The following is a 25,125-nucleotide window of genomic DNA, read 5'->3' on the forward strand; positions in this document are numbered from 1 at the left end:
TGAACGTGTTATGCATCGTAAGGATATGATATTAAAAGAACGAACTGGATTGTCAGTTCGTTCTTTTGGTTTGTTATTCATTTTCAAAATGAAAGAAAATTGGGGGTTGGTGTGTCTAATAGCTAGAAGGAGGAGGTTATTAGAATGATTGTGGATTCAGATGGTGAAATGCGTCCAGATATGAAGCGGATTATAACTGAATATGGAACTTCTTTGCTTCGTATGTGTTTTCTATATCTTAAGGACATTCGCTTAGCAGAAGATGCCGTTCAGGACACTTTAATTAAAGTTTATAACAGTTATTCGCAATTCAAAGGGAATTCTAGTGAAAAAACATGGATTATGAGCATAGCGATTAATGTTTGTAAAAACTATCTGCGTAGCTTTTGGTGGAGGCGAATAGATGGGTCAGCCATTCTGGAGAATATCCCGTCAAAGGAGTATGAAATAGAAGATACCGAATTGATAGTTCAGATTATGAAATTATCCCACAAGTATAAGGAAGTCATTCTTCTTTATTATTATCAAGATATGAAAATCAAAGAAATTGCAGAGATCCTAAAAGCCCCGGAATCTACGATTGCTGTAAGGTTGAAGCGAGCAAGGGAGATTTTAAAAACGAGGTTGAAAGGGTGGAACTATTATGAATGATAAAAAATACATAAAGAATATTATTGATTCACGATTGTCTGAAGTACATATAAGTCGAGATTTTGCAGAAAAGATACTTGCTAAACCCCTTTATAAAAAAAGAATCATCAGAAAATCATTAGCTTTTTCAATTGCAATTTGTATATGTGCTTTCCTCTCTGTTCCAGTAATAGCGGCAAATATAAGCAACATTGATCATTTAAAATACATCATTGGGACACCTATATTTCAATTCTTACAGCCTGTTGAACTAAACTCTGAAGATAATGGTATTAAAATGGAAGTAATTGCAGCAATGAATGATGATACAACGGCAATTGTCTATTTGACTCTTCAGGATATAACAGGCGACCGTATAGATAAGACAATTGACCTCTACGATTATTCGATTAACGGTGCAGCCGCGTTTACTCATGAGTTAGTAAATTATGATGAGTCTACAAAAACAGCAACGATTCGAATGATTGCTAATGGCGGACAGAAGTTGAACGGGAAAAAAGTGACGATCCGTGTGAGATCATTTTTAAGTGGTAAACAATATTTCGAGCAAATTGATACGCATGTAATTCTATCCAATGTAATTAACAAGTCACCTAAAGTGATTCCGCTTGATATGAACAATATTCCTGGAGGCGGTGGTGACTTGTTCTCTGAATTAATGGAGAAGGGGATTATTAATGTATTGAACGTTGATGAGAAAAGTATTGAGTTACCAAATATTGATTTTGTTAAAATAACTAACATTGGTTATGTTGATGGAAGACTTCATATACAGACGAAATGGAATCCGACTAAAGATGATCATGGCTTTCTGTATCTCGTGAATGCTCGAGGGAATTCAGTACAACCGAGTAATGTTACATTTGGAATTGATAATCACGGAGGCACAACCTACGGTAGAGAATATATAGAGTATATCTATGATGTAGAGCCACAAGAGGTATCTAGCTATTCTTTGTATGGTACTTTTGTGAAGAATAACAACTACACTGAAGGGAAATGGGCAACTACTTTTAAAATTGAAGCTGTGGATAAGTCAAAGAAAGTAGTTAAGGATGTTGCATCGGGTGATATTAAACTGGATGAGATTATAATTCAGCCTTTAGGGATAGAGATCATAGGTAATATTAAGGATTTGGATCGGTTGAATATAGAAGCCACCATGAAAGATGGTACGAAGATAACTTACAATCATGCTGTTAAAGATTCAATGAATGGGGAGAGGCATATTAAATACTTTCCGACTTCACCAACCAAAATAGAAAACATAAAAGAGCTTCGTATTAATGGTGTGCCTATCCAGTTAGATGGTCATGAGTAATGAATATGAATTGATTAATAGTTGAGGAATTAAATCAGCAATCACTGACCGTAGCTGTCAGTGATTGTTTTGTATGCTTGTAGAGCTTAAAGCCAATAATGAGATGGAGGAATAGATATGTTTACTAGAATTGAAGAGTTTGCGGTAGAGTGGAAAAACGAGGCGGAAATAACCGCCAGTGTACTAGATGCGCTTACGGATGACTCTCTTGGTCATGAGGTCATCGAAGGCAGGCGGACCCTTGGGCAAATCGCTTGGCATCTGGTTACTTCACTGCATTTCATGACATCCTTGGGTCTTGTGTTCGATGCTCCCTCCGGTGGCGAAATGGCCCCGGCTTCTGCAGCGTTTATAGCCTCAGAGTATCGGCGGATCAGTAACGAACTTTTGAATGCTGTTCGAACACAGTGGAAGGACGAAACGTTGCACGAATCTGTTATCATTCATCAGGAAGCTTGGTTGAACGGTGGTTCTCTTCGGTTCACGATGATGCATCAAGCGCACCATCGCGGACAGATGACTGTGCTTATGCGCCAGGCGGGCCTTCAATTGCCTGATGTCTACGGCCCGACTTACGACCAGTGGATCGAGAAAGGGATAGCTCCCCTAGTCTAATTTCCTATACAATGGAGCTATTAGAAATAGCAGATGAATGCTTTTTCAAGAAAGTCTTAGGGAGTGAAGAATGGCATGTCCAAAGCAGATAATATGCTATCGATCCTATGGCTGCTTCGTTCGGGGAAGAGGGTAACGGCACAACAACTCGCGGACGAATTGGAGATACATGTACGGACCGTATACCGGTGCATTGATTCATTATGCGCGAGCGGAGTCCCGATTATTGCCGATTCCGGTCCAAACGGAGGTTACCGGCTACTTGGCGAGTTCATTGATTCCCCGCTGCTCTTCGATTCCGAAGAGCAGATAGCGCTCGTGCATGCATCCGTCTTCGCCCAAGAAGCGGGCTATCCGTTCACAGATGCGCTTGCACGTGCAGTCGATAAACTGAAACGGTACACCAATGAAGAGCAGCTCGAAAGGATAAATAGACATAGTATGGGGCTTGCAGTTATCCAGACACCCGCGGAAGGTAGAGAGCTTGAGCTGCTTCAATCCTTGGAAGAGGCAGCGGCCCATGGGGAGTCGTTGAAGATGGAATACGCCAAAGGAGTCGATCTGTCTTCCAGCAATCGAGTTCTCGATCCCTACGGGATTGTGCATTGGAAAGGAAATTGGTACGTTGTCGGATTTTGTCGTTTGAGGGGCGAGATTCGCAGCTTTCGGGTAGATCGCATTCTTCAATTGGAAGAAGCTAATCTCAACTTTGAGCGTCCGGCGGCCTTTTCCCCGAAGGATTTTCTCTTGCGTTCTTTACTTCCCAATCCGCTGGAAGCAGAGATGCAAGTCATCGTAAGGATCCAGGGACACGAGCACGCACTAAACGAGATATGCAAGCACTGGTTATTTGGACATTCAATACTCGAACGCAAGCAGCCCGGCGAAGTTCTCTTTCAGCTAGAGGAGCAGTCGCTAAAGACATACGTGCCGTACTTTTTTCTGCCGTTCGGGCGGTCCATTGAGATCCTTGAGCCGCCGATGCTGATCGATAGAATGATGGAAGTCAGTCTGGAGATGTTCAAGCACTATGAGGCGATGCAAAAAAAGATGATCGGGAAGGATGAATAAATAAAATGAACAAGTTTACCATACTCGGTAAAATGACAGCACATCCTGGGAAGCGTGAGGAGCTACTCTCTTTATTGCTGGAGGCTTCCCGGAGTCTCAATAATATGGAGAGCTGCGAGCTCTATATTATCAATGAATCCGTAGATGATCCTGATGTGATCTGGGTGACCGAGCTGTGGCGCGATACTGCGGCGCATGCCGATTCGCTCAAGAACGAAGAAGTACTTGCCATTATTCAGCGCGCGAAGCCTTTAATCGCAGCCGTCGAGCCGGTTCGACTTCGGCCTGTCGGTGGTAAGGGATTGGGTGTATAACTTTTGATGACTCCAAATCGTTTATTGACATTGATCGATCGTTCGATTATATTTTGAGTATGAAAAATAAATCCGAAAACAAAGTGAACCTTATTTATCAGGCTACGATCGAACTTATCAATGAAAGTGGCCTTTCTGAAGTTTCTATCTCAAAAATTGCTAAAAGAGCGAATATCTCTTCTTCGATCATTTATTTTTATTTTGAAAGCAAAGAGGATATGCTGATCAAATTGTATTTTCTGCTCAAGGATCAAATGCACCAGCTCATGTTTCATGGTGTAACAGAGAGTACGCCCGTAAAAGAGGGGTTCGAGCACATTCTGCGAAACTATTCAAATTATATCTTAAATCATAAGGACAGCTTTTTGTTAATGGAGCAGTTTATCGACTCACCCTTTATACGTAATAACTGTAAGGATCAAAATGGTGGTGTGTTCAAGCCGATGTACCCTTTGTTTGAGAGGGGAATTAAAGAAGGCTATTTTAAGGATTTAGAAACGAATTTATTGGTTACCTACTCCTGTTTACCTTTTGTCGAAATGGGAAAAGAGTATTTAAATGGGGCCTATGAGTTCAGTTCAATAAACATTGAGAAAATGATTCAAATGAGCTGGGATGCTATAAAAGTATAGTCAGCTCTTTTTTTTGAAGAAATTGATCGATCGTTCGATATATTTTTTTGCAGTATTTTGATCGATCGTTCGATAAAATTAAGGGGGTGATTTTCATTTTTACAATCGAATTTTCAAGGCCCTGATTCTCAATCATTTCAAACAATAAAATTAATAGATTCGACAAACAAAGGGGAACAATGCTCTCATGAAGAACTACAGATGGATTATTTACTTGCTTGCATTAGGCGCAACCGTGGTCGGTACGGCCGAATCAATTATTACAGGTATTCTGGACATGGTTGCCGCGGATATAAATGTCTCTATTGGCTTGGCTGGACAATTGGTTGCCATGTATTCTATAGCCTACGCAGTAGGTACGCCAATTCTAATCGCGCTCACTTCAAAAGTAGATCGGAAAAAACTGCTGTTCATAGCACTTCTTATCTTCATTATCGGTAATGTCATCGCTGTCCTGAGCCCTAACTTTACTATATTGATGATATCGCGGGCTATCTTGGGTGTGAGCGCAGGGGTATTCGCGGTAGTGGCTTTGGGGATTGCCGCACAAATTGCGCCTCCAGAGAAAAGAGGAAGTGCGATTGGCACGATCTTGATGGGTACGAGTCTTGCACTAGTTGTCGGCCTTCCTTTAGGAACCTTAATCGGTGAATATATGGGGTGGCGCTGGATCTTCGCAATAATAGGAATGATCACCATCATTCCTATTATTGCAATTGTAAAAGCGATACCTAAAATGTCAGGACAAGAAACGATTCCTTTATCCAAGCAACTGGCTGTTCTCAAAGATTTTAAAGTAATCAGCGGTTTATTAGCGTCCTTGTTCTTTATTACCGGTTACTCCGTTGTTTCCACATACATTGCGCCGTTACTACGCGAAAATGCTGGTCTCAATAGCAATACAATTAGTCTCGTCTTACTCGGCATGGGTTTAATGGCTGTTCTTGGAGCGCGTGTTGGAGGCTATGGCGCTGATAAATGGGGAATTGCCCCTACGTTGATTGTCAGTCTGTTGATTCACGCGATTGCTTTGTTTTTCCTCCCGTTCGCTGCGGTTACTTTTATAGGTGCCCTGTTTATTCTTGCACTCTGGATGCTTGGGGCTTGGACAACTGCTCCTGCACAACAGTTCTATCTGGTAACTTTGACTCCTAAATCAACCGAGATTATACTGAGCTTGAACTCATCCGCCTTCCACCTTGGTGTTGCTCTGGGTGCAGCTCTGGGCGGAGTGGTTGTAGAGCGGTTAACTTTGTCGTCGATCGGCTGGGTTGGTGGTTTAGTCGTCACACTTGCAACTGTATTTGCAGTGATTTCTATAGTAATGGGAAAGAAAGAAGCATCAGGTGTGCTTGATCAGGGTGTATGAGGTCAACTGCTTGGAGACATCGGGATATGTATGGCGTCAGAGAAAATGAAAATTGGTAAATCAGTGATCGGCGTAACGATGTTATTCTCGCTCTCAAGATTGGTGTGGTACGGAATAAGGAGGGCGATCCCCCAATTCTCCACCAACACCTTAAACATAACAGGCAGAGATATCGTTGTTTTCATTCTTTAATATGTTTCCAATTTCCAAGCATGTGGAGCGCTGTGTGTTGCTAGCGTGGAATTGATGTAGACAACCATCACAGTCATATCAAAGCTTAAAAGGTTGAACCAACAACTCTGTGGCATAAAAGCATTTTGATTAGGTATGGCCATTGGAGTATTGAGAGGCAAGCTCCAGAAGATGAGAATGAACCCGGATACGGGGAAGCTCACTTCACAGGGTTCGATTCTAGGTATCGTAATCTTTCTTGCAGTTATAATGCTCAGGAATCGCGCCGCTTACTGGGGAGTTCAGAAGTACCATCCTTTCCTCAAGTACAGCGGTGTTGTTCATTTCGCTTGCCAGTATCTTTTCCCGCCATTACATCATTTTTAAGAAGTATCAGGAGCTGGAAGGATTATCGGGCCTGAGAGTGTAAAATGTAGAATTGCTTAAGATGCGAACTCGAAAGGTGTGATATTGTAGCTTCGCTATACTTATCTGACATATTGAAACGAAAAGGGAACAATCGGGCGTCATCAAAACTGTCACTACACCCGTAGAAGCACGCGCAGCGTTATCTACGGACAGGGGTTCAAATCCATAGAAAGAGCTTGTTTCTGTTCACTTTTATGATTTTCCATTCAAAAAAAAGGAAACTCAACCCTGTTGTTAATAGTTTTGAAATGATATATTGTTTCAGGATTAAAAAAACAGTTGAGGGGAAAATTACATATGGGAAAGAAAAAAGGAATAATTGCTACTGCAGCATTATCATCTGCTATTCTACTAAACGGGGTTCCAGCTATTCATGCGGCAAGCGTTCCGCAGAGTATTTCTGTGGCTTCTGCGTCATCACAGAATTCTAATTCTACACGATCCCAATTTATCATAACCCTTGTTAAAACGCTTGGATTGCCAGTAACGGCGACTAAATCAAGCTTTACAGACGTAAAAGGTGGCGATATTCCATATATCGAAGCAGCTTTGAAGGCTGGCCTGATTGATGGAACGGGAAACGGTAAATTCAACCCCACGTCTCCTCTTACAAGAGAAATGACTGCCAAAATTCTTGTATCGGCTTTGAAAATGAGTGTTCAAATCCAGGAAGAAGAAACTCCTACATTCAAAGACGCTAAAAATATTTCTAAATGGGCTTTGAAGTATGTAGCTACCGCACAAAAATATAAGCTAATGAACGGAGACACTAACGGTAACTTTAACCCACAAGGGAACACAACTATAGCTATGGCCGTAACTGTTGCAAATAATCTTGTCACTACACTTAATACATTGCCTAAACCAATGCCGGATATGACATCGCAACCTACACATGCGCCAATAGCTACTACAATACCAGCGAATACACCAAAGCCTACATCAACTACGTCTCCTGTTGCTCCTGTTGTTCCTGTTGGTGGTGGCGGTGGCGGCGGTGGCGGCGGTGGTAACGAACCAGCCCCAGCGTCAACGCCAGAGTCAATGCCAGCACCAACGCCAGAGTCAACGCCAGCACCAACGCCAGAGTCAACGCCAGCACCAACGCCAGAGTCAACGCCAGCACCAACGCCAGAGTCAACGCCAGCACCAACACCAGAGTCAACGCCAGTACCAACGCCAGCACCAACGCCAGAGCCAACGCCAGCACCAACGCCAGTACCAACGCCAGAGTCAACGCCAGCACCAACACCAGAGTCAACGCCAGTACCAACGCCAGCACCAACGCCAGATATTGGAATCCCAGACGGATCTATGAAATTAGATGATGCTTTGAAAAAACTTTCAAATGATTTTGGAGATGGCTTTTCATTCAAAGATAGCTTTAAAATAAACAAAATTGATATGTATTTTAGAGATAAATTAGTTAATAGTTTTAAATACGATTTTGATGTTAAAAATAATATTAAATTTGTAAAAAACTATGAAGTATCAAAAAATTCTTTTATGCTTGAAAAAATCTACACTGGTGATACTGAAGAAATATTAAGCGCTGCTTTCGGTAATAAAATCCAATTCAAATTTCAAAAACAAGGTGAAACTTTAGGAATGTTTTCTATTGATGGTGGATGGAATAACCAATTGGCACAATGTTTTGTTTCAATTCAAAAAGGAGGATTAGGAAGTATTTATTATACTAGTCTCTATGATTTCAAATATGTAGCTTCACAAATCACGAAATTAAGTAAACTTAAAAATGAATTTCCGAATTATGAGTTTTTAGCAGTGAATGATTTTTTGATAGTTGCTAAAGATGGAAAAATGATTTATAGCCGATCTTTTAAATATGTTCAAATCGATGATGAAATCTACATTGATTCGTTTTATATCAATTATTTTAAAGATTGGATTTTAGAATATGAAACTAATAATCCTATCGAAGAGCAACCGCCGGTAGAAAATCAACCGCCTGTAGAAATACCTAATGATGTATTAAATATCACCTTAATATCTGATTTTTTGAAAAATAAATTCCCTGATTTTAAATTTGTTGGAACAAAAGATGGTTTCTATGTTTCTGGAGAACTATTTCTTGAAGGGATAAGTTTCCCAATCGTTATTCCTTTAGGAATTTTTAAATATAATACTTTTAATATTGATGGGGAAGAAATGTTTTCACAAACACAAGTTGTTGACGGTGTAAATTCAACTTTCAAATCTATTAATTTGCTGAAAAAAGAATTTCCAAACTTCCTGTTTTATATTCATTCAAAAGGTAAATTAAGGATTTATAATGAACAAAAAGATATTATATTCGATGATATTTCTGTAATGCGAATAAATGGGGAAACAATAATTACAAATTCAAGTTATAATAAAATTAGAACCGCTTTAGGAAAATAACATCTTTTGTTCTTAAGAAAAAAGGCAGCAATAGATAAAAAAGGCGCTCTGTATTTTGAAGTGACCCCGTCAAGTAGATAGCAAATAAAAATAAATATTGAAGCAGCCTGAGTTCAGTATTCATAGGGATTCAGGTTGCTTAGCTTGGCTTGGAAATGCTGATGGTTGTAAAAGTGAATTTATTGTTGAACAGCATACTTCACCCGTCTGGGAGAATGAAAGGAGTGGAGATACATATTGAACACGATTTAGATGTTGAAAATGTTTTAAGTTCGACGTCCCTATTTTCCACCAACACTTTAAACGTCAACGGTAGGGTTGCCGTTTTTTGTTTTGATTATGTTACAGCAAGTTAGACATCTCGAAGAGTGGGGGGCTTATATGGAAAAAGAGATTGTACAGGAGATAAAGGAATAAACGTTCGGAAAAAAATAGCGAGCAACACAACACCAGCTCTTCACAGCATGAGAGCTGGTGTTGTTGCAGTCTTATTCCGGCAGCCATTTTTCCAAGATAATGAGTGGGATGAGGGAGAACTAAGGTTGACTATGACCGATTTTTTTTCTGATCTGGAGCAATGAAAAGAGTGTCGTTCGAAAGTTTCTCTGCTTCTTCCCTGGACATTTCAAGATTTGTAGACAGCAGGTCAACGGGGTTGCCTGCAAGCCATTCGCTCAGATCAATGGCTTCGTAGTGAGCATTGTTGAATCCAATTAACACGCGGCAGACTTCATCACCCGTATTTTTGATATAGTGCCCTGTACCCATAGGGGCATAACCGACGTCTCCTGCCTCAAACTGCTCTGTAACCGAATTACCTTCCGCTAGAAATACAGTCATTTCAGCTTGTCCGCTGATATAATACTGCCATTCATCCGCATTGGGGTGCCAATGCATCTCCCGTAGTGCACCCGGCTGCAATTCGATCAGTGACCCCGACATCGTAGATGAGATGGGAAAATCTTCGACCGTTACCGTACGCTGCGTTCCACCTCCGGGCGCACGACGGGGCTGCTTTGCACTCAAGGGATAACGGTGCGTTGACGTCAGCTCTGAATTGCGGCGATATGTTCCGTCCGAGGAGCTGTCATTCGGGACAGGACCTTTGACAAAATACGATTCTCCATGAGGAAGCTGCGCTGCCCGTTCTTCCGTAATACCAAGATTCTGAGCTACAATATTGTCTGGTGTTTGGGTTAAGAAATCCGTGATGCTAAAAGTATGTTCCTCCGAGAAATCTCCGTTATCAAAAATCAGGATAAAGTGACATTCTTCTGGACCCAGTCCCTGAATGGAATGGCCATAACCACGCGGGAAGTACCAAACATCTCCTGGCTCAAACGTATCGGTATATGCGTGTCCATCAGGATGGATGACTGTCGTACGACAGGACCCGCTGATGACATAAGCCCATTCTGCCGCATTAGCATGCCAGTGAAGTTCACGCATACCTCCCGGTTCCAGCCGCATAGATACACCGGCAAGGCCTATGGAAGCGGGGAAATCCCGAACTGAAGCTCCGCGTGTAACGCCGCCCGTGCCTGTGTGAGGTTTTTTTTGCTCAAGTCGGTATTTGAAAGATGTCATGGTGATTGACGCTCCTCATTTCGAAGTGGGTATTCATGTAAATAGATTGATATAGCGTTATTATTACCCAGATCTTAGGGGAACGATTCAGATCAGGGGTCACAAAAGGATAGGTGAAAGGTATAAAATTACTCTTTATTTGCAGCCGTAATAAGTGGCGCAGCTTAACAGCTGAGAAGATTTTCGAGGGTATGAACGGTTATGAGGTTCGATCTGCTGGTACAGAAGAAGGTGCACGAGTTAAGGTGACTGAAGGACACATTGGATGGTCCGATGTTATTTTTGTGATGGAAAAGAAGCATAAGAGAAGGCTTCAGGAGAAATTTTCAGACAAATTGAAAAATAAAGAATTATTCTGTCTTGATATACCAGATGAATATCGATTTATGGATGAGGAATTGATAGAGATTTTGAAATCGAGAGTATATGAATATATAGAAGAGGCTGATGGGAAGTAGAGTTAATTGTTTTCCACATGAAAAAAAATAAAATTGAGCCTCAGCATATAATGACTCAGCTCAATTCTAATATCATGGGAAGGTTAATTTAACCAATCCTAGGAGGGAAATTCGGTATTAGTATATTAGACTGACCCTAGAAAATAAAAGAGCGACATGCCAAGGATAAGAATATAAAGTCCTGGGCTGTCGCTGTTTCATCGAACTAACGGTCCCCGTTTGCGTAACGGTGATCAACGAATTGTATCCAATCTCCTTTGGTTAAAATAGCCTGGTTTCGGGTCCCGGGACTGTTCAACATATGCCAGGCTGTATACTGTTCGGCATACGGATTAAATGCTGAAATTCCGTCAACAGGAACAATGACATGATATCCCCGAAAAGCAGCGCTTGTTGCTGTATGAAGGACTGCACCATTAGCGGCATACCCGGTAACAATCACGGTGTTTATGCCGTGCGCTTTCAGGATTTGATCGAGATGGGTTTCATAAAATTTATCAACGTTTGATTTCACAACAGGTTCATTAGGTAAGGGGGAAAGCTGAGGAACAATATCAGAGACGTTCCCATTATGAGTAAGGCTATAAATAACTAACATGCCATGTTGACGGCTTTTCGTCAGTAGCGGTTTGATAGTTGAGATGGATGCAATGCAGCGGGGATTATTGCATATCGTCGCTTCCATATCTAAGACGAGCAATGCACTTGTTTTCGGGTCGACAGTTACGAATTGCAGCTTAGGAGGAGGCGGAGCAACGACGTAATTCCATTCATCAATGATTGTTGTGTTATTTTTTGTTGCATGGTCCATCGAACGATTACAGTAAGGGCAATAATAAGTCATCTACATCCACCTCTAGGCATCTTAGATGTTCCCTAATTTATGCAGGCGATTTGAAAAGGTGAGGCTTCTTTAAACACATGTCCGTATAGACATTACAAAAAATTAAAGCACAGAATTCGCTGATAAAATATTAAAAAAGTTGACCTCGCTATCTGCGAAGTCAACTTTTTTTCGTTTTGCAAACTCTCTGCTTATCCTCAATCCCTCTAACAAGACAACGCCCGATTAAACTTATCCACGACATGCTGAATGACAGGCTCAATCAAGGAATCATCCACGATATGGAGCTTATCAGCTTTGAACAGCTGTATTTTCTTGAGGTTGTAGTAATCGTACAGCACCTGCTCGATGGAGATTTGATTTTGCAGCAGATACTTCACATTGATGATTTCACGCAGCAGCAGATCATCCTGGAGCAGGATCAGCCGCTCATTAATGGGATTGAAGATGCCTTTTTCTTTTCCTTCGCGGTAGAAGATGAGGGCTTGCTGCTCGCGTCTGCTCAGAACGGCTCTCAGTTGATCGTACAGTTCCGGATAGATCGTCTGAAGATCCTTGAGGAAAATGTCCGTGATTTTACCTACAAGCGCTACGGTCTGATCGAACAGCTTTTGGAACCAGATCCCGAATGAACGTTCATCATCCTCGGGGTTGCGGTCTGCGAGCCTTTCAATATAATCCACAAAAACTTGCACGACACCCGCTATAACTTCCTCTTTAGACGAGAAATATTTGTACATCGTAGCTCTGCTTACATCCATATGCTTGGCGATGTCATCCATCCTCAAATGCTGGAATCCATCCTTCATTACGGAATTTATTAGTTTCTTGAGCAGCTTCACCCTTGGTTCCACTTGTGTACTCATTGTGCTGGATTCAACTCCAATCTCTCAAACCTTGTCACTTTATTATACAGCATTAAATACGAGAAATACACGAAATACAAAATAGACAAAATAAATACTTTTTGTTTACTTTGGTGAAAATGCGTGTTATTCTAATCCAGCGACGTCGATCCATGCTTTTGGCAAATAGCCAACTGCTAAGCACAGCTAAATTGAATTATTCAGATGGTTGTCAGCATTTAGCTTAAGTTTATTTATCAAGAAAGGATGATTGTTATCCGACAGTCAAATAATAATATTATTCTGGCCATCATCATTATTTGTCAGCTTATGGTTGTGCTCGATGCATCCATTATGATCACTGCGCTTCCTGAGATTGGCCGTGGACTACACCTTGCAACAACGAGCTTGACCTGGGTACAAAATGCTTACGTTCTGGCATTCGGGGGCTTTTTGCTGCTCGGAGCAAGAGCGGGGGATCTCGTTGGTCGAAGACGGGTTTTTATTATTGGGACAGCAATTTTTACAGTTGCATCGTTATTGGCCGGGTTAGCTCAATCTGCTGAGATGCTCTTTTTCACCCGTGCTTTGCAAGGAATCGGGGCCGCGTTGGCCACGCCTTCAGCATTGGCACTGTTATCTGTTAGTTTTGTGGAGACCAAGGAACGGGTAAAAGCTATTGCCATGTACAGTGCGGTCAACGGAGCTGGAGGAAGCATTGGTTTAGTTGTAGGCGGTATGTTGACGGACTGGGTGTCCTGGCGGGTAGGTATGTTCATTAATGTACCAATCGGCATTCTATTGCTCGTGCTGGCACCGAAGTTTTTGCCTGAGACGAATAAAAGCACCGGTCGTTTTGATATTATGGGCGCCATTACTTCTGTTGTTGGTCTGACAGCTCTCGTATATGGCTTTGTCCGCGCGGCAGACGATGGATGGGGGAATGCTGTAACCATAACCTCATTGCTCACAGGAGTTATTCTGCTGGCAGCCTTTGCCTTCATCGAGTCACGGGTCGAACAGCCGATTACGCCGCTTCGTCTATTTTCAAGCCGTGAACGGTCTGGCGCATATTTGGGTAGACTACTGTTTGTAGGCGGCATGTTTTCGATGTTTTTCTTCATGTCACAATTCTTGCAGCATGTGCTTGGTTTTACGGCACTTGAGACTGGCCTTGCCTTTCTGCCTATGACTATGGTTCAGTTCGGGATGATGTATGCCATGCCATGGCTTGTCTCCCGTTTCGGAAATGCGAAAGTGCTCATTAGTGGTATTTTGATTGTCATCATCGCCATGAGCTTCATAAGCCAGATTTCAACAGATTTGAAGTTCTTCCCAGGGATTCTAATTCCGATGGTCATATTGGGGATGGGTGCAGGCATTGTGTTTATTCCATTTACGACCTTTGGGCTGGCTGGTGTTGATCCGCGGGATGCAGGGGCTGCGTCGGGGCTGGTCAATGTGGCGCACCAAACGGGTGGATCGCTTGGGTTGGCTGTCCTTACGGCGGTATTCGGATCGTTCGTTCGAACTGGAACACCTACGGACGCGGAATTTACAGCAGGGATCTCAACAGCGATTATTGGCTCGATTGTATTTATTTCGGCATCATTTATTGTCGTGCTTCTGCTGTTGCGGCCGAGTAGCAAGAAAGCTGCTAAACAGCAAGCCCAAGATGCGGCGTGAATTAACACGGTTGTAAAATAATAATGAAAATAGTCTGTCCCTTGCGTGGAGATTTCTGCAAAGAGGACAGACTATTTTTCGCTTTTACGAACAACTTTATTTTGAAATGATTGAAGTTGGTTGTAAACAGTGTTACTCTAACAACGGTAAACTCAAAATCTATGTTTGTAATCCATCTAATAATAGTCACCAATTTAGTTACAAAGAAAGGTAACACCATGATAAAAGTAGATAACTTATCCTTCTCGTTTCCACAAAAAGAGCTATACAAAAACATTTCATTTACGCTTGAAGAGGCACAACATTGCGCTTTTATAGGAACAAGTGGTAGTGGGAAGAGCACACTGATAGATATACTGATGGACCCAGAAAGATATTTGTTCGAGGGCAAGTTAGAAATAGACCCGACTTGTAAAATTGGGTTTGTAAGTCAGTTCTCTGAGCTAGACAGATCGAAAGAAACAACTGTTTTTGAATATATCGGAGAAGAATTTATTAAGAAACAAAATGAAATAGAAACCATTTGTACTGAAATGGAAACTTCATCGGATATTGAAGTGCTGTTAGAAAAGTATCAATTAGCTTTAGATGCGTTTGATGCAATAGGTGGGAACGATTTTGAAAGCAACATTAATAAGAAGCTAAATCTTGCAAACCTCATGAAGCTAAAGGATATTAGGGTATCCGACCTGAGCGGTGGGGAATTCAAACTTATTCAAGTGATGAAGGAAATGCTTAATAGTCCAGACTTAATGATCATGGATGAACCAGATGTGTTTTTAGATTTTGAAAACCTAAATGCGCTTAAAAATCTTATTAATGCACACAAAGGCATACTGTTAGTTGTTACGCACAACCGATATCTATTGAATCATTGCTTCAACAAAATTATCCACCTTGAAAACACGGAGATTCAAGAGTTTGATGGGCGGTATATTGAGTATAACTTCTCGTTACTTCAGACAAAAATAGAGTTGCAAGAAATCGCAGTCGCTGAAGCTGAAGAAATTGAGAGATATGATAGCATAATCGATAATCTTAGAGCTATCGCAACCTATAATTCAGAAGCATCTAGAGGGAGAGCCTTAAAAGCTAGAGTTAAGTTTCAAGAGAGATTGGAAGCACGTAGAATTAAAGCGCCTTTTGTTGATATTAAGCAACCGAAAATCAGTTTTGGTATTGAAAATGAGATTGAAGACACCATTGTTGTAAATGTCAATAATTATGGTGTTACCTTTGATGAGTTGCTTTTGGAAAATGTTAACTTTGAGATAAAATCTACAGATAAAGTAGCTATTATCGGGGCAAACGGTACTGGGAAAACTACTTTACTTCGAGAAATTGTTAAGGATAATCACGATTCAATTTTAATAAATGCTGATGCTAAAGTGGCTTATTTATCTCAGCTACAAGGCGAAGTGCTAAATGATTCTAATACAATTCTTGAAGAATTTATCGATGCTGGAATTAGTACCTATGATGAGGTTAGATCGTATCTTTCAAATTATGGATTTGAAGGAGAAAGCGTTAATCAGAAGATAGAATCATTATCTGGTGGAGAAAAAAATATACTTCAATTGGCTAAAGTTTCTGCCAGTAAAGCAAACGTATTGCTTCTTGATGAACCGACAAGCCATTTAGACACCTATACACAAATAGCACTGGAGAAAGCCATCGAAGACTATAAAGGTGCGATTCTCATGATTTCTCATGATTTCTATTCTGTTGTAAATGGTATGGATTATGTATTAATCATTGACGATAAAACGATTAGAAAAATGAAAATGAAAAAATTCAAACAGATGATTTATGCTAGACATTTTGATAAAGACTATTTAGAAACTGAACAAAAGAAAAAATCAGTTGAAATGCAAATAGAATCGGCCTTAAAAGATACTAATTTTGAACATGCAAAAGTATTGGTTGATGAGCTAGAAGAGCTGATTAAGTTGCTTTAAAAATACGACTCTGAGTTCAACGATGAAATATGATGTTGGTGGAAAAGTATCAACAAAAAGACACTGATGACTAGGATCTCAGTGTCTTTTTGCTGCATTGATTTCTTGATAGCTTTTGCCGTGGACAGTGGTTCAGAAGGCTTGAATGGCGATCCAGAGAGCGCCTATCATGACGATAATACCGCTAACCTTGGTCATAAAGTAATAAAAGTCGCTAGGTTCGGGATCGTTCACCCAGATCCAACGAAGCGAGAGAAGAAACAGGATATTTTGAAATTTTAGATAGCGAAAGCTGCACCATCCGTAAATCAATACGGCTAATGCGAGATACAGAAGCACTGGTGCGCCTTGAGTGACATGATATTCGGGGTACGCAGCTGTTACCAGGGTAGAGGGTGAATATTGCTCTTCGCCGTCCTGAGGTATTCTTTGATTGTTAACGAAAATGGAGACTTCGGAGACGTAATTTCCATGTCCATCGGAGGTCAATAATATTCCGGAAGAATCATGGACTTCGTATTTGTGGCCGTTAGGATAGATCACTTTATAATTCGAACTGGGTGAAGAATCGATTTTCGTAATAAAATACTCCTGATGCTGGATGGTAACCGTACGCTTCCCATGATCAAGATTTACTTGTATGGGATCGTTTGTTTTGCTTCGATAGGTGACGAGATTATCTTGTTCGCTATAGAAGGAGTACTTGTAGTTATCTACATAGAAAATACGCTCTGTGAAGTAAGGTTTGGACAGAATCGCTACAATTACGGACAGGACCAGAACACAGGAAAAGAAAATAAAGGTAGGTGTCCGGATTTTTTTGAGCAGCGCCGACATCTGAACGTCATCCTTTCCAGTTTTTCTTTAATACGCCAATTTAGAGGGATGGTTGCGGCACTTCTGCTCAAGGATCGATGTCACTATTTTGGAGTCAAGGATTAGGCGAGGGCCAGAACAATGCTCAAACTCAGTGCATTAACTAGTCGACAAATGCAGATGACTTTGGTATGTTATTGACGTTCCTACAAACATAGTTGGATTATTAATGTACGCTAGATTCTAAGGTCATTAACGGAGATTTCCTATATTCACTTTACAGATTATAGGAGGAATTATTTTGAAGAGACCACTCATTGTTTTATTGATATTGAATATAGTTAGTATCTTTTTGGTTGACAGGACAACTTTTAAATATAGTTCTGGTAATAGTATTTCAGGAAATGGGAATCCAGGTATTATTGCGTTGGTGATGGGATTATTTTTGTTCGCCATTTTATTATATTATGTAGGTAGAGTAACTTGGAATTTAAATAATAGTAATAGAAACACCCGCTTAAATATTATCCTCACCTTAACCTCTACATTTATCTTCACAATTATGATGATTGGAGAAATATCCAAAGTTCATACATTATCCAAAAATCTCAATGGTTTCACTAACGAAAAAGATTCCATCGTTTATCGTTTCGGTTGGATTAACCAATATACGAATAACCTTTTTTTTAATTGGTATATTCTTTTTTCTGGTATGGCACTAACGGTTCTAGTTGTTTGGGTTATTTCAGTGATGTTCAGGTCTAACCGATAATATTAATTTGCTCATTAGTTCAATGAAATCATTCAGAAGTTACCCTCCACAATCTCTCTGTTTTGGTTAATAACCCTTCATCAAATTCCAGTTTATAAACATCAGGCTTTGAAGTCTTTAATAAAAAGTCCAAGCCAAACTGAGGGTCGAAGTATTCCATCATCATTGTCATAACGACTCCATGGGTTCCAATAACAATTTTCTGCCCTTTATATTTTCTTATAATGTTTTTAAAGATAGGTACGACACGATTTCGACAATTCATAAAGGACTCTCCACCAGGCAACAGAAAATCTGGTTCCGAAAACATTTTCTTTACTAACGGATACACTTCCTTATTAGACAATATCTTATTATCACCAAGGAATACTATTTCTTTTAGTTCCTCGATAATAATCACTTCTTTGCCTAAAGATTGGGCTAATCCCTCTATTGTTGATATTGCCCTTTTATATGGACTTGAGATGAATGTGTTTATCCCCTCAACGCTCAATAATTCAGCTACAATTTGAGCATCTAACTCCCCCTTTAAAGTCAGTCCACGTGTTCTTTCGTTGCCACCATCCACTTTAGGCGATTCTCCGTGCCTGACCATATATATAAAGGTTTTTATAAATATCCTGCACCCCTCAAATTCTGTGAAGTAAATTCTATTGGAACAAATAACTTTCAATATGACTTCTACTTTTTTTATTCATGAATGAACCGTCGGCTGTTAAAGTCATAGTGTGATATTTCCATTCTAAGATATTCTTAAGATAACTGAAACTAACATTGAGAATGATGGGGGTAAAGGATGAATACAATTCGTGTTGGAACACAATCGATAGAAACTGAAAGATTATCCTTAAGGCAATTTGTTTTAGAAGATGCTGAGGACATGTTCATGAACTGGATAAATGATAAGGAAGTACAATTTAATTATGGTGAACCTATTTATGAAACATTAGATGCTGTAAAGGAGAATTTAAGTCGCTGGATTTCTTCGTATTCCCGGAATGATTTTTATAAATGGGCTATTATCTTAAAAGAGAGCAATAAAAACATTGGGCAAATTGCTTTTTGCGGTAATGATCTAAAGCATCATTATGCTGATATTGAATACTGCATCAGTAGATCCTATCAGGGTAAAGGTTACGCAACAGAAGCTTTAAATGCAATTATAGAATTTACTTTTGAGAAAACAGGGATATACAGGCTGCAGGCTTTTCATAGAGGCGATAATGTGGCTTCAGGTAGAGTTTTGCAGAAGTCAAAGATGATATATGAGGGCACATTAAGACAATCATTCTACTATGAAGACGAAAATGAGTATGACGATAGGGTTTATTATGGAATTATTAAAACAGATTTTTTTCAAAAATAGTGAATTGAAGATAATGTAGAGGAACGATCTAAGATGATACAAGAAATTTTAACTTACTTTAAAGCAAATCCTGGCTGGTCTCTAGCAATTACAGTTTTTACTACCGTTCTTATTTGGTTGTATAAAGAATTCAAAGTATTGATGGAGAAAGATAATAACGATAAATTAGCTCTTCTTCAAAAACAGCTGGATCTTTATTCGTCTATGGAAGCTGCGATAGCTCAAGTCATTCATAGACCAAACGATGCTTTCGCTGTACAAAATTTCTATAATAAGCTTGGTAAATCAAGTTCCTACTTCACGAATGACATTAAAAAGATTGTAAGAGATTACTATTTGCGAGCAGATACGTCCATTTTACGGACACTGATGACTTTTATTCAATTAGAATGTGATAAGCTTCATAAAGAAAAATCGAAATTAATATCCTCTAATACTTCTTCTGATGTGTTTGAGACAGTTTTCAGGTTATATAAACCGTTTAAACCAATTGTATTAGTTTTCGTTATTGTTTTTGTGACTATATATTTTCTTCTTCTTTCACTGAATCAAAACAATATTCTAGCAGTTATTATTCTGTTTATAATTTTCATCTCATTGATTATAAGTGGATCAGTAATTTGGGGGATTATATCTTTAGCGATGGAAGGTGATTTAGGGATATATGGTAAATACAGATGGTCTCTTACAATTTTTTTGATAGGCTCACCATTTGTAATGTTGCTTGATTTAAGATTATCAATCTTATCCTTGTTAATACAGATTGTTCTCATTGTCTTATTGGCTAGAAGTAGGGAAAATCAACTGGTTAGATTATAGATATAAGGTATGAACGAATGAGAGATGTAGTGATCTTAAAAATGATATAAGCAAAATTCGAAGAGAAGACCAGATGTGATTCTGGTAAAGTTAGGATTGTAGCAAACAAGTCTCCCATCAATTATACTCTTCTTCTTAACAGTAAAAAGGGGACCACTTCCCAACTAACAGCATTTTTGCACCTTATATTTCTTAAATATAGGAAAATAAGTGTATTAAGTGCATTATTGTATCTTATTTTCCGAAAAAACGAACTGGAAGGCCTATTCTGGAAGATTTAAGGTACAATATTGCCTTTAATTCCCTCTTACCCGTAATTGCAGAATAATTAGGATACAAAAATGTCGTTAATTACACTTCAGCAATTATTAGGCTGCTCCCTAGCAGATCCTCTGCAACGGGAACGGTCTTGGGGCCGCTGTTTTTATAAATTCCAGAATTATTTCGTAATATCGCTATAACAAGAAGCTCAACTGTAAAATGCACATCAAAAAGCCGTCACCCAGCAGAGATGCTACACAGGGGGACGGCTTTTTTACAGATAACACTGGCATCAGCATCGCATTCCACTATATCCCCGACCGACTCCGCAGCTCCTGCAGCCGCTCCATCACAATCTGCACAGCGATAGCATCATCCAGATAACCCAGCGGGAACACATAGTCCGGAATGATGTCAGTCGCCGAGACAAAATAGAACAATCCGCTTCCCAGAATAGCACGTTCCTCTGAGGGGAGGTCAGTGCTGCTGTAAAGCTCATACATGCGATGCAGTTCTTCAATGAAAGGTCCTGCACCGTTGACGCTTTTTACTTTGTCTGGAAAATCGTTATGGATCTTTCGTGCACCCTCTTCGGTGAGGACATACGGTTCGTATTTACTGAGTTCCCGTTGAACCAGTTCTGCAGTAAAATGATGATCGATCAGGTTGAAGGCCTGCAGGGTTTCCTTGATGCTGGTGATGGAGGAATGAATGTCGGAGGTCGGAACTGGGGGAGTGGGCACAGCAGCGCCATAACCGGCGGCCTGGAATAGTTCGGAGAGGGGGGCTTCCAGATGCAGGGCGAACGCCTTCAGATGCTCTGGCTTGGCCCGCTGTTTACCGTTCACAATGCGGGAGATCGTTGCGGTATCCATGCCGGTCAGGGCGCTCAGCTTTCGCATGGAGAGCCTGCGCTCTTTGAGCAAATTCGTCAGCATCTCCCCGAGATCAGGGCTTCTCTTCTCATCAGACATGTGCATTTCACCTCCTGTACAGGGTGGTGTTGATATCAATTGTTGAGGAAATCTCAACAATTTTACTTGGGACGCGCACCATTTTGTGTATATCTCAATAGTATGACTGTAAACAGAAACAAGGAGTGAACAAAACCATGGTCGCGTGGCTTCTCATTTTCGGCTTTGCCCTCTCATCCAGTCTGGATAATTTAGGTGTTGGAATATCTTATGGGATTCGTGGCATCCGTATTAACCATTTCTCAAATTTAATCATCGCAGTGATCTGCTTTATTCTAAGTATGGTCGGTATTCTCTCGGGTCAATGGATGGCGAAGGTGTTGCCTGGTGTAATGCCCGTTGTGATCGGTGCCCTGCTGCTCTTTATCATCGGGGTGCGGATCATTCTGCTAGCGGCGCCGCGTAAGAAGCGGGAAGCTGTTCAAGAGAGTGAAGAAGCCCGTGAGGAAGGGGGTGGATCACTGAGCGGAATTCTGCAAAATCCAGAACTGGCCGATAAAGATAAATCCGGCTCGATCGGCATTCTGGAAGCGATGGTCCTGGGGGTGGCCTTGGCCGCGAATGCAGTCACGAACGGCGTAGGCGCAGGGCTGATCGGACTGTCTCCGCTGGCTATCTCTTTAACGGCGGCCATTGGGAGTTATGTGACGGTTTGGCTCGGTGTAGTTCTCGGGCGAAAGCTGTCTGGTGTGCGGATTGGTTCGTTTACCTTAGGGCAATTCAGTACCGTGTTAAGCGGAATTATCATCATTTTGATTGCATGTAATTCATTTTTTGATTAAGCGGCGCATATCACTGGACGAAGCCGTCTCGACACTGGAAGCAGTGGAGGGACGGCTTTTTGGCGTGGGATTACAGTGACGTAGAACGGGTGCATCGACATCGTAGTTTTAGACAAAAAATCATGAATTCAGGTAAAGACAATTTTCTCAAAAAACCATACATTTAAAGGGATCAATGAACCTGAAGGAGTGACTACACAAATGAGAAATAGGAAAATTATGTTCGTCAGCCCAAATCAAGTAGAAACGGTGGAAGAGGCGTTTACAGCCCCAACTCTCGGGGAGAATGAAGTCCTTGTTCAATTAATATATTCGCTGATTAGCCCTGGAACGGAGCTGGCGATGCTGGCGGGTACTGAGTGGTGGGCCAAGCTCCCGCTTAACCCGGGTTATGCCAGTGTTAGCCGAATTATTGAAGCTGGAGCAGGCGTTAAAGATGTACAAGTCGGAGATGCTGTTTTCCACTATGGCAGTCATAGCGAATACCAGGTGCTGGAGGTTAAGGACGTTGTACTGAAGGTGCCGGACGGATTGGATCTGAGATGGATTCCTTTCACTCGGATGGCTACCGTGGCCTTTACTTCGGTTCGCGTGTCGAACATTGAGCTTGGCGACAAGGTAAGTGTATCCGGTCTTGGATTGGTCGGCAATCTGGCCGCTCAATTGGCCCGCTTGCAAGGTGCAACGGTGATCGGGGTCGACCTGTCGCAGGAACGACTCAAGACAGCTCGTGTGTGTGGTGTGGATTATGCGCTAGATGGTAGCAGTGGTAAGGTGAAAGAAGAATTGATGGCGCTTACTAATGGTCAGGGTGTATCATCTCATATAGAAGCCACTGGGATTTCCAAAGTTGCAGTTGACAGTCTGGAGTACATCGGCAGCCAGGGTGAGATCATTCTGCTCGGTAGTCCGCGTGGAGAGTACAACACAGATATTACAGATGTACTCAACTATTGCCATCTGTATAACCGTGGCTGTATTACGTTCAAAGGGGCGCATGAGTGGCGTTATCCGACAGAACCTAACCAGTTCGTGAAGCACTCGCTGGTGCGTAATTCCAAGATCGTCTTCGAACTGATGCAGCAGAACCGTCTGCAGATCGAGCCGCTGATCAGCCATGTGATCAAGCCAGAGCAAGCCAGTGAAGCTTATGCAGGACTAAGAAATAACAAAGACCAATACAACGGCGTGCTGTTTGACTGGGCCTAAGGAGGACAAAGACATGTTAAGAGGATTGACTACGGCGGGTCTCGGCGAGATTACGTCAAATGAAGAGTATATCAGAAGTGCGGCTGAGTTCGGGTTCCAGGCGGTGGATCTTAATCCGCTAGAGCTGATCCAGGAGCTTGGGCAAGAAAAAGCGTTAGCGCTGCTGGAAAGCACTGGGATTACCATCGGTTCCTTCGGTTTGGATGTGGATTGGCGGAGCACGGAAGAGAATTTCCGGGCGGGGTTGGAACAGCTTGTACGAGTGGCGGAAGCAGCAGCCGCTCTGAATTGTAAGGCGTGTTGCACATACATTCTGCCTTCTACCGATCTGCCAGCGGCTCCATTCATGATTGCTGCTACACGTCGTTTGAGACTGTGCGCGGACATTTTGGGGGCGTACGGTATCTCGCTGGGTCTGGAGTTTGTCGGCAGTAATCATCTTCGTACACAGTGGGCTAATCCATTCATCTGGACGATGGAGGATACGCTCGAGTGGATGGAGGCGATCAACTCCCGTAATGTTGGCCTGCTACTCGATTCCTACCATTGGTACACGAATGGGCTGACCACCGATGACCTGCTCAAGTTGAAGCCGGAGCAAATCACGCATGCTCATATCAATGATGCCAAGGACCTGCCAATCCCTGAACTTCAGGATGGTGACCGTCTGTATCCTGGCGAAGGTGTGATCGATCTTGCCGGCTTCTTGGAAAGTCTCGTGAAGATTGGTTATAAAGGTGTTGTCGCTCAGGAAGTGCTGGCTCCAGGCAGCGGGCAGACTTCGCAGGAATTGCTGGCTCGCTCTAAGGCTGGATTTGATAAAGTGTTCGCACCGCTAGGGTTATAAGATAACGGGCGGGGTTAGCGCACTAGTACGTGAAGCCCTGCCAATAAGGAGACCTATTCATGACTGAATTCAGAGGTAAAATCGCTGCCCATGCCATCACTTGGGGCCAGAATCATCTTCAGGCCGTGACAGAGATTTCTCAGCTTGGCTTTCGTGGAATCGAACCGTGGGCGTCCTTTGCGCTCCAGTACGAAGACAAGCCGGAAGAGTTCAAGGAACTGCTAGCCGGATACGGACTAGTGATCACTGGGCTGTACGGCGGAATGCCGGACGGGCAGCATCAGCGTTTTGGAAACTTGGAGAACCGGGAGGACATCATCCGTCATAATGTGCGGCTAGCCCAGCTTCTCGCGAACTTGGGCGCAGATATTCTCGTGCTGGGTCCCGGCGGGACAAGAGAGCAGCCAACTACGTTGGAAGAACTCAAAGTCGCAGCTGAGACAATAAATGAACTGGCTAAGCAGACGAAAGCGCTGGGAGTGAAAGCTTGTCTGCATCCTCACCTCTGGACGGAAATTCAGGATCAGAACGAACTGGAGACGTTGATGGACCTGACCGATCCGGAATACGTCTATCTGGCGCCGGATTCTGCTCACCTAAAGGGAGCTGGCATGGACCCGGCAGAGGTTATTAAAACCTACCGTGATAGAGTGGCTTATGTCCACCTCAAAGACCTGACGAAGCAGAAGGCCGAGGGCGGCAATGAGAACGAACCGTTCTTTTGCGAGCTAGGCAGAGGGGCAGTCAACTTCCAAGAGGTACTCGCGTCGCTGGAAGAAATTCAGTACACCGGTTGGGTAACGCTTGAAGTGGACGAAACGACGAATACCCCGTATGATAGCATGAAGACCTGTCGTGATTACGTGGAGAAGGAATTGTTGATTCCGGTCAAAGCCTAATACCGTTGCAGGATGGAGACACCGCA

25 protein-coding genes are annotated in these 25,125 nt (G+C 41.9%); 18 read left to right on the forward strand and 7 right to left on the reverse strand.

The annotated features are described in order from the left end of the window. The first annotated feature begins 144 nt into the window (after positions 1-144). From ACFVU8_RS01745 to ACFVU8_RS01775, 7 genes are all read left to right on the forward strand, one after another. Entirely contained in the window at positions 145-651 is a 507-nt protein-coding gene (locus ACFVU8_RS01745; RefSeq protein ID WP_387425665.1) for a sigma-70 family RNA polymerase sigma factor, read from the forward strand. After that, positions 644-1,972 carry a DUF4179 domain-containing protein gene (locus ACFVU8_RS01750; protein ID WP_387425666.1) on the forward strand — a complete coding sequence of 443 codons (1,329 nt, stop codon included), beginning with the start codon at positions 644-646 and terminating at the stop codon, positions 1,970-1,972. Before ACFVU8_RS01745 ends, ACFVU8_RS01750 begins: the two co-directional genes overlap by 8 nt. Positions 1,973-2,089: 117 nt before the next feature. After that, complete coding sequence (locus ACFVU8_RS01755) at positions 2,090-2,587, forward strand: DinB family protein (RefSeq protein ID WP_387425667.1); 498 nt, start codon at positions 2,090-2,092, stop codon at positions 2,585-2,587. Between the two features lie 75 nt (positions 2,588-2,662). Beyond that, positions 2,663-3,658: a helix-turn-helix transcriptional regulator gene (locus ACFVU8_RS01760; protein ID WP_387425668.1), complete on the forward strand. Its 996-nt coding sequence runs from the start codon at positions 2,663-2,665 to the stop codon at positions 3,656-3,658. A 5-nt stretch (positions 3,659-3,663) separates the two neighbouring features. Continuing rightward, positions 3,664-3,972, forward strand: coding sequence for a putative quinol monooxygenase (locus tag ACFVU8_RS01765; protein WP_387425669.1), 309 nt, complete (start codon positions 3,664-3,666; stop codon positions 3,970-3,972). Between the two features lie 59 nt (positions 3,973-4,031). Next, entirely contained in the window at positions 4,032-4,604 is a 573-nt protein-coding gene (locus tag ACFVU8_RS01770) for a TetR/AcrR family transcriptional regulator (protein ID WP_066362376.1), read from the forward strand. A 187-nt stretch (positions 4,605-4,791) separates the two neighbouring features. Then, a complete protein-coding gene (locus ACFVU8_RS01775) occupies positions 4,792-5,973 on the forward strand; it encodes an MFS transporter (protein WP_387425670.1) in 1,182 nt (393 codons plus the stop codon). A 2-nt stretch (positions 5,974-5,975) separates the two neighbouring features. On the opposite strand, the gene ACFVU8_RS01780 is transcribed toward ACFVU8_RS01775, so the two are convergent. Next, positions 5,976-6,158 (reverse strand): hypothetical protein, encoded by a 183-nt coding sequence (locus ACFVU8_RS01780; protein ID WP_387425671.1) that lies wholly within the window; start codon positions 6,156-6,158, stop codon positions 5,976-5,978. A gap of 712 nt (positions 6,159-6,870) precedes the next feature. Between ACFVU8_RS01780 and ACFVU8_RS01785 the strand changes: the two genes are divergently transcribed. Then, on the forward strand, positions 6,871-8,976 hold the full coding sequence (locus ACFVU8_RS01785) for an S-layer homology domain-containing protein (protein ID WP_387425672.1): 2,106 nt from the start codon (positions 6,871-6,873) through the stop codon (positions 8,974-8,976). A 546-nt stretch (positions 8,977-9,522) separates the two neighbouring features. On the opposite strand, the gene ACFVU8_RS01790 is transcribed toward ACFVU8_RS01785, so the two are convergent. Next, a complete protein-coding gene (locus ACFVU8_RS01790) occupies positions 9,523-10,563 on the reverse strand; it encodes a cupin domain-containing protein (protein WP_387425673.1) in 1,041 nt (346 codons plus the stop codon). Positions 10,564-10,685: 122 nt separating this feature from the next. On the opposite strand from ACFVU8_RS01790, the gene ACFVU8_RS01795 reads away from it, so the two are divergent. Then, a complete protein-coding gene (locus ACFVU8_RS01795) occupies positions 10,686-11,021 on the forward strand; it encodes a low molecular weight protein tyrosine phosphatase family protein (protein WP_387427164.1) in 336 nt (111 codons plus the stop codon). A gap of 205 nt (positions 11,022-11,226) precedes the next feature. On the opposite strand, the gene ACFVU8_RS01800 is transcribed toward ACFVU8_RS01795, so the two are convergent. Together ACFVU8_RS01800 and ACFVU8_RS01805 are read right to left on the reverse strand one after the other, a co-directional pair. Next, positions 11,227-11,865 (reverse strand): cysteine hydrolase family protein, encoded by a 639-nt coding sequence (locus ACFVU8_RS01800; protein ID WP_387425674.1) that lies wholly within the window; start codon positions 11,863-11,865, stop codon positions 11,227-11,229. Positions 11,866-12,071: 206 nt separating this feature from the next. Beyond that, positions 12,072-12,731, reverse strand: coding sequence for a TetR/AcrR family transcriptional regulator (locus ACFVU8_RS01805; protein WP_387425675.1), 660 nt, complete (start codon positions 12,729-12,731; stop codon positions 12,072-12,074). A 246-nt stretch (positions 12,732-12,977) separates the two neighbouring features. On the opposite strand from ACFVU8_RS01805, the gene ACFVU8_RS01810 reads away from it, so the two are divergent. Both ACFVU8_RS01810 and ACFVU8_RS01815 read left to right on the forward strand, forming a co-directional pair. Further along, entirely contained in the window at positions 12,978-14,396 is a 1,419-nt protein-coding gene (locus ACFVU8_RS01810; protein WP_387425676.1) for an MFS transporter, read from the forward strand. 218 nt (positions 14,397-14,614) lie between these two features. Then, positions 14,615-16,354, forward strand: coding sequence for an ABC-F family ATP-binding cassette domain-containing protein (locus ACFVU8_RS01815; protein ID WP_387425677.1), 1,740 nt, complete (start codon positions 14,615-14,617; stop codon positions 16,352-16,354). A gap of 132 nt (positions 16,355-16,486) precedes the next feature. On the opposite strand, the gene ACFVU8_RS01820 is transcribed toward ACFVU8_RS01815, so the two are convergent. Continuing rightward, positions 16,487-17,191 (reverse strand): DUF6199 family natural product biosynthesis protein, encoded by a 705-nt coding sequence (locus tag ACFVU8_RS01820; protein WP_387425678.1) that lies wholly within the window; start codon positions 17,189-17,191, stop codon positions 16,487-16,489. A gap of 280 nt (positions 17,192-17,471) precedes the next feature. Between ACFVU8_RS01820 and ACFVU8_RS01825 the strand changes: the two genes are divergently transcribed. After that, positions 17,472-17,942 carry a hypothetical protein gene (locus tag ACFVU8_RS01825; protein WP_387425679.1) on the forward strand — a complete coding sequence of 157 codons (471 nt, stop codon included), beginning with the start codon at positions 17,472-17,474 and terminating at the stop codon, positions 17,940-17,942. Positions 17,943-17,970: 28 nt separating this feature from the next. On the opposite strand, the gene ACFVU8_RS01830 is transcribed toward ACFVU8_RS01825, so the two are convergent. Then, the gene (locus ACFVU8_RS01830; RefSeq protein ID WP_379464426.1) at positions 17,971-18,555 is read right to left on the reverse strand and encodes a histidine phosphatase family protein; all 585 of its coding nucleotides are present in this window, start codon (positions 18,553-18,555) and stop codon (positions 17,971-17,973) included. Positions 18,556-18,738: 183 nt separating this feature from the next. On the opposite strand from ACFVU8_RS01830, the gene ACFVU8_RS01835 reads away from it, so the two are divergent. Together ACFVU8_RS01835 and ACFVU8_RS01840 are read left to right on the forward strand one after the other, a co-directional pair. Further along, the gene (locus tag ACFVU8_RS01835; protein WP_387425680.1) at positions 18,739-19,308 is read left to right on the forward strand and encodes a GNAT family N-acetyltransferase; all 570 of its coding nucleotides are present in this window, start codon (positions 18,739-18,741) and stop codon (positions 19,306-19,308) included. A 33-nt stretch (positions 19,309-19,341) separates the two neighbouring features. Next, positions 19,342-20,127 (forward strand): hypothetical protein, encoded by a 786-nt coding sequence (locus ACFVU8_RS01840; protein WP_379464424.1) that lies wholly within the window; start codon positions 19,342-19,344, stop codon positions 20,125-20,127. Positions 20,128-20,696: 569 nt separating this feature from the next. Here ACFVU8_RS01840 and ACFVU8_RS01845 read toward each other — a convergent pair. Next, on the reverse strand, positions 20,697-21,362 hold the full coding sequence (locus tag ACFVU8_RS01845; RefSeq protein ID WP_387425681.1) for a DUF1232 domain-containing protein: 666 nt from the start codon (positions 21,360-21,362) through the stop codon (positions 20,697-20,699). A 137-nt stretch (positions 21,363-21,499) separates the two neighbouring features. On the opposite strand from ACFVU8_RS01845, the gene ytaF reads away from it, so the two are divergent. The 4 genes from ytaF (at position 21,500) to ACFVU8_RS01865 (ending at position 25,099) form a co-directional block, all read left to right on the forward strand. Further along, a complete protein-coding gene (ytaF, locus tag ACFVU8_RS01850) occupies positions 21,500-22,144 on the forward strand; it encodes a sporulation membrane protein YtaF (protein WP_387425682.1) in 645 nt (214 codons plus the stop codon). Positions 22,145-22,345: 201 nt separating this feature from the next. Next, on the forward strand, positions 22,346-23,353 hold the full coding sequence (locus ACFVU8_RS01855; protein WP_387425683.1) for a zinc-dependent alcohol dehydrogenase: 1,008 nt from the start codon (positions 22,346-22,348) through the stop codon (positions 23,351-23,353). A 13-nt stretch (positions 23,354-23,366) separates the two neighbouring features. Further along, positions 23,367-24,200 (forward strand): sugar phosphate isomerase/epimerase family protein, encoded by an 834-nt coding sequence (locus tag ACFVU8_RS01860; RefSeq protein WP_387425684.1) that lies wholly within the window; start codon positions 23,367-23,369, stop codon positions 24,198-24,200. A 59-nt stretch (positions 24,201-24,259) separates the two neighbouring features. Continuing rightward, positions 24,260-25,099, forward strand: coding sequence for a sugar phosphate isomerase/epimerase family protein (locus ACFVU8_RS01865; protein WP_379464419.1), 840 nt, complete (start codon positions 24,260-24,262; stop codon positions 25,097-25,099). Positions 25,100-25,125 lie beyond the last annotated feature (26 nt).

Origin of the sequence: Paenibacillus sp. NPDC058177 (assembly GCF_042883835.1) — a bacterium.
In the GTDB taxonomy this organism is placed as follows: domain Bacteria; phylum Bacillota; class Bacilli; order Paenibacillales; family Paenibacillaceae; genus Paenibacillus_AQ; species Paenibacillus_AQ agri.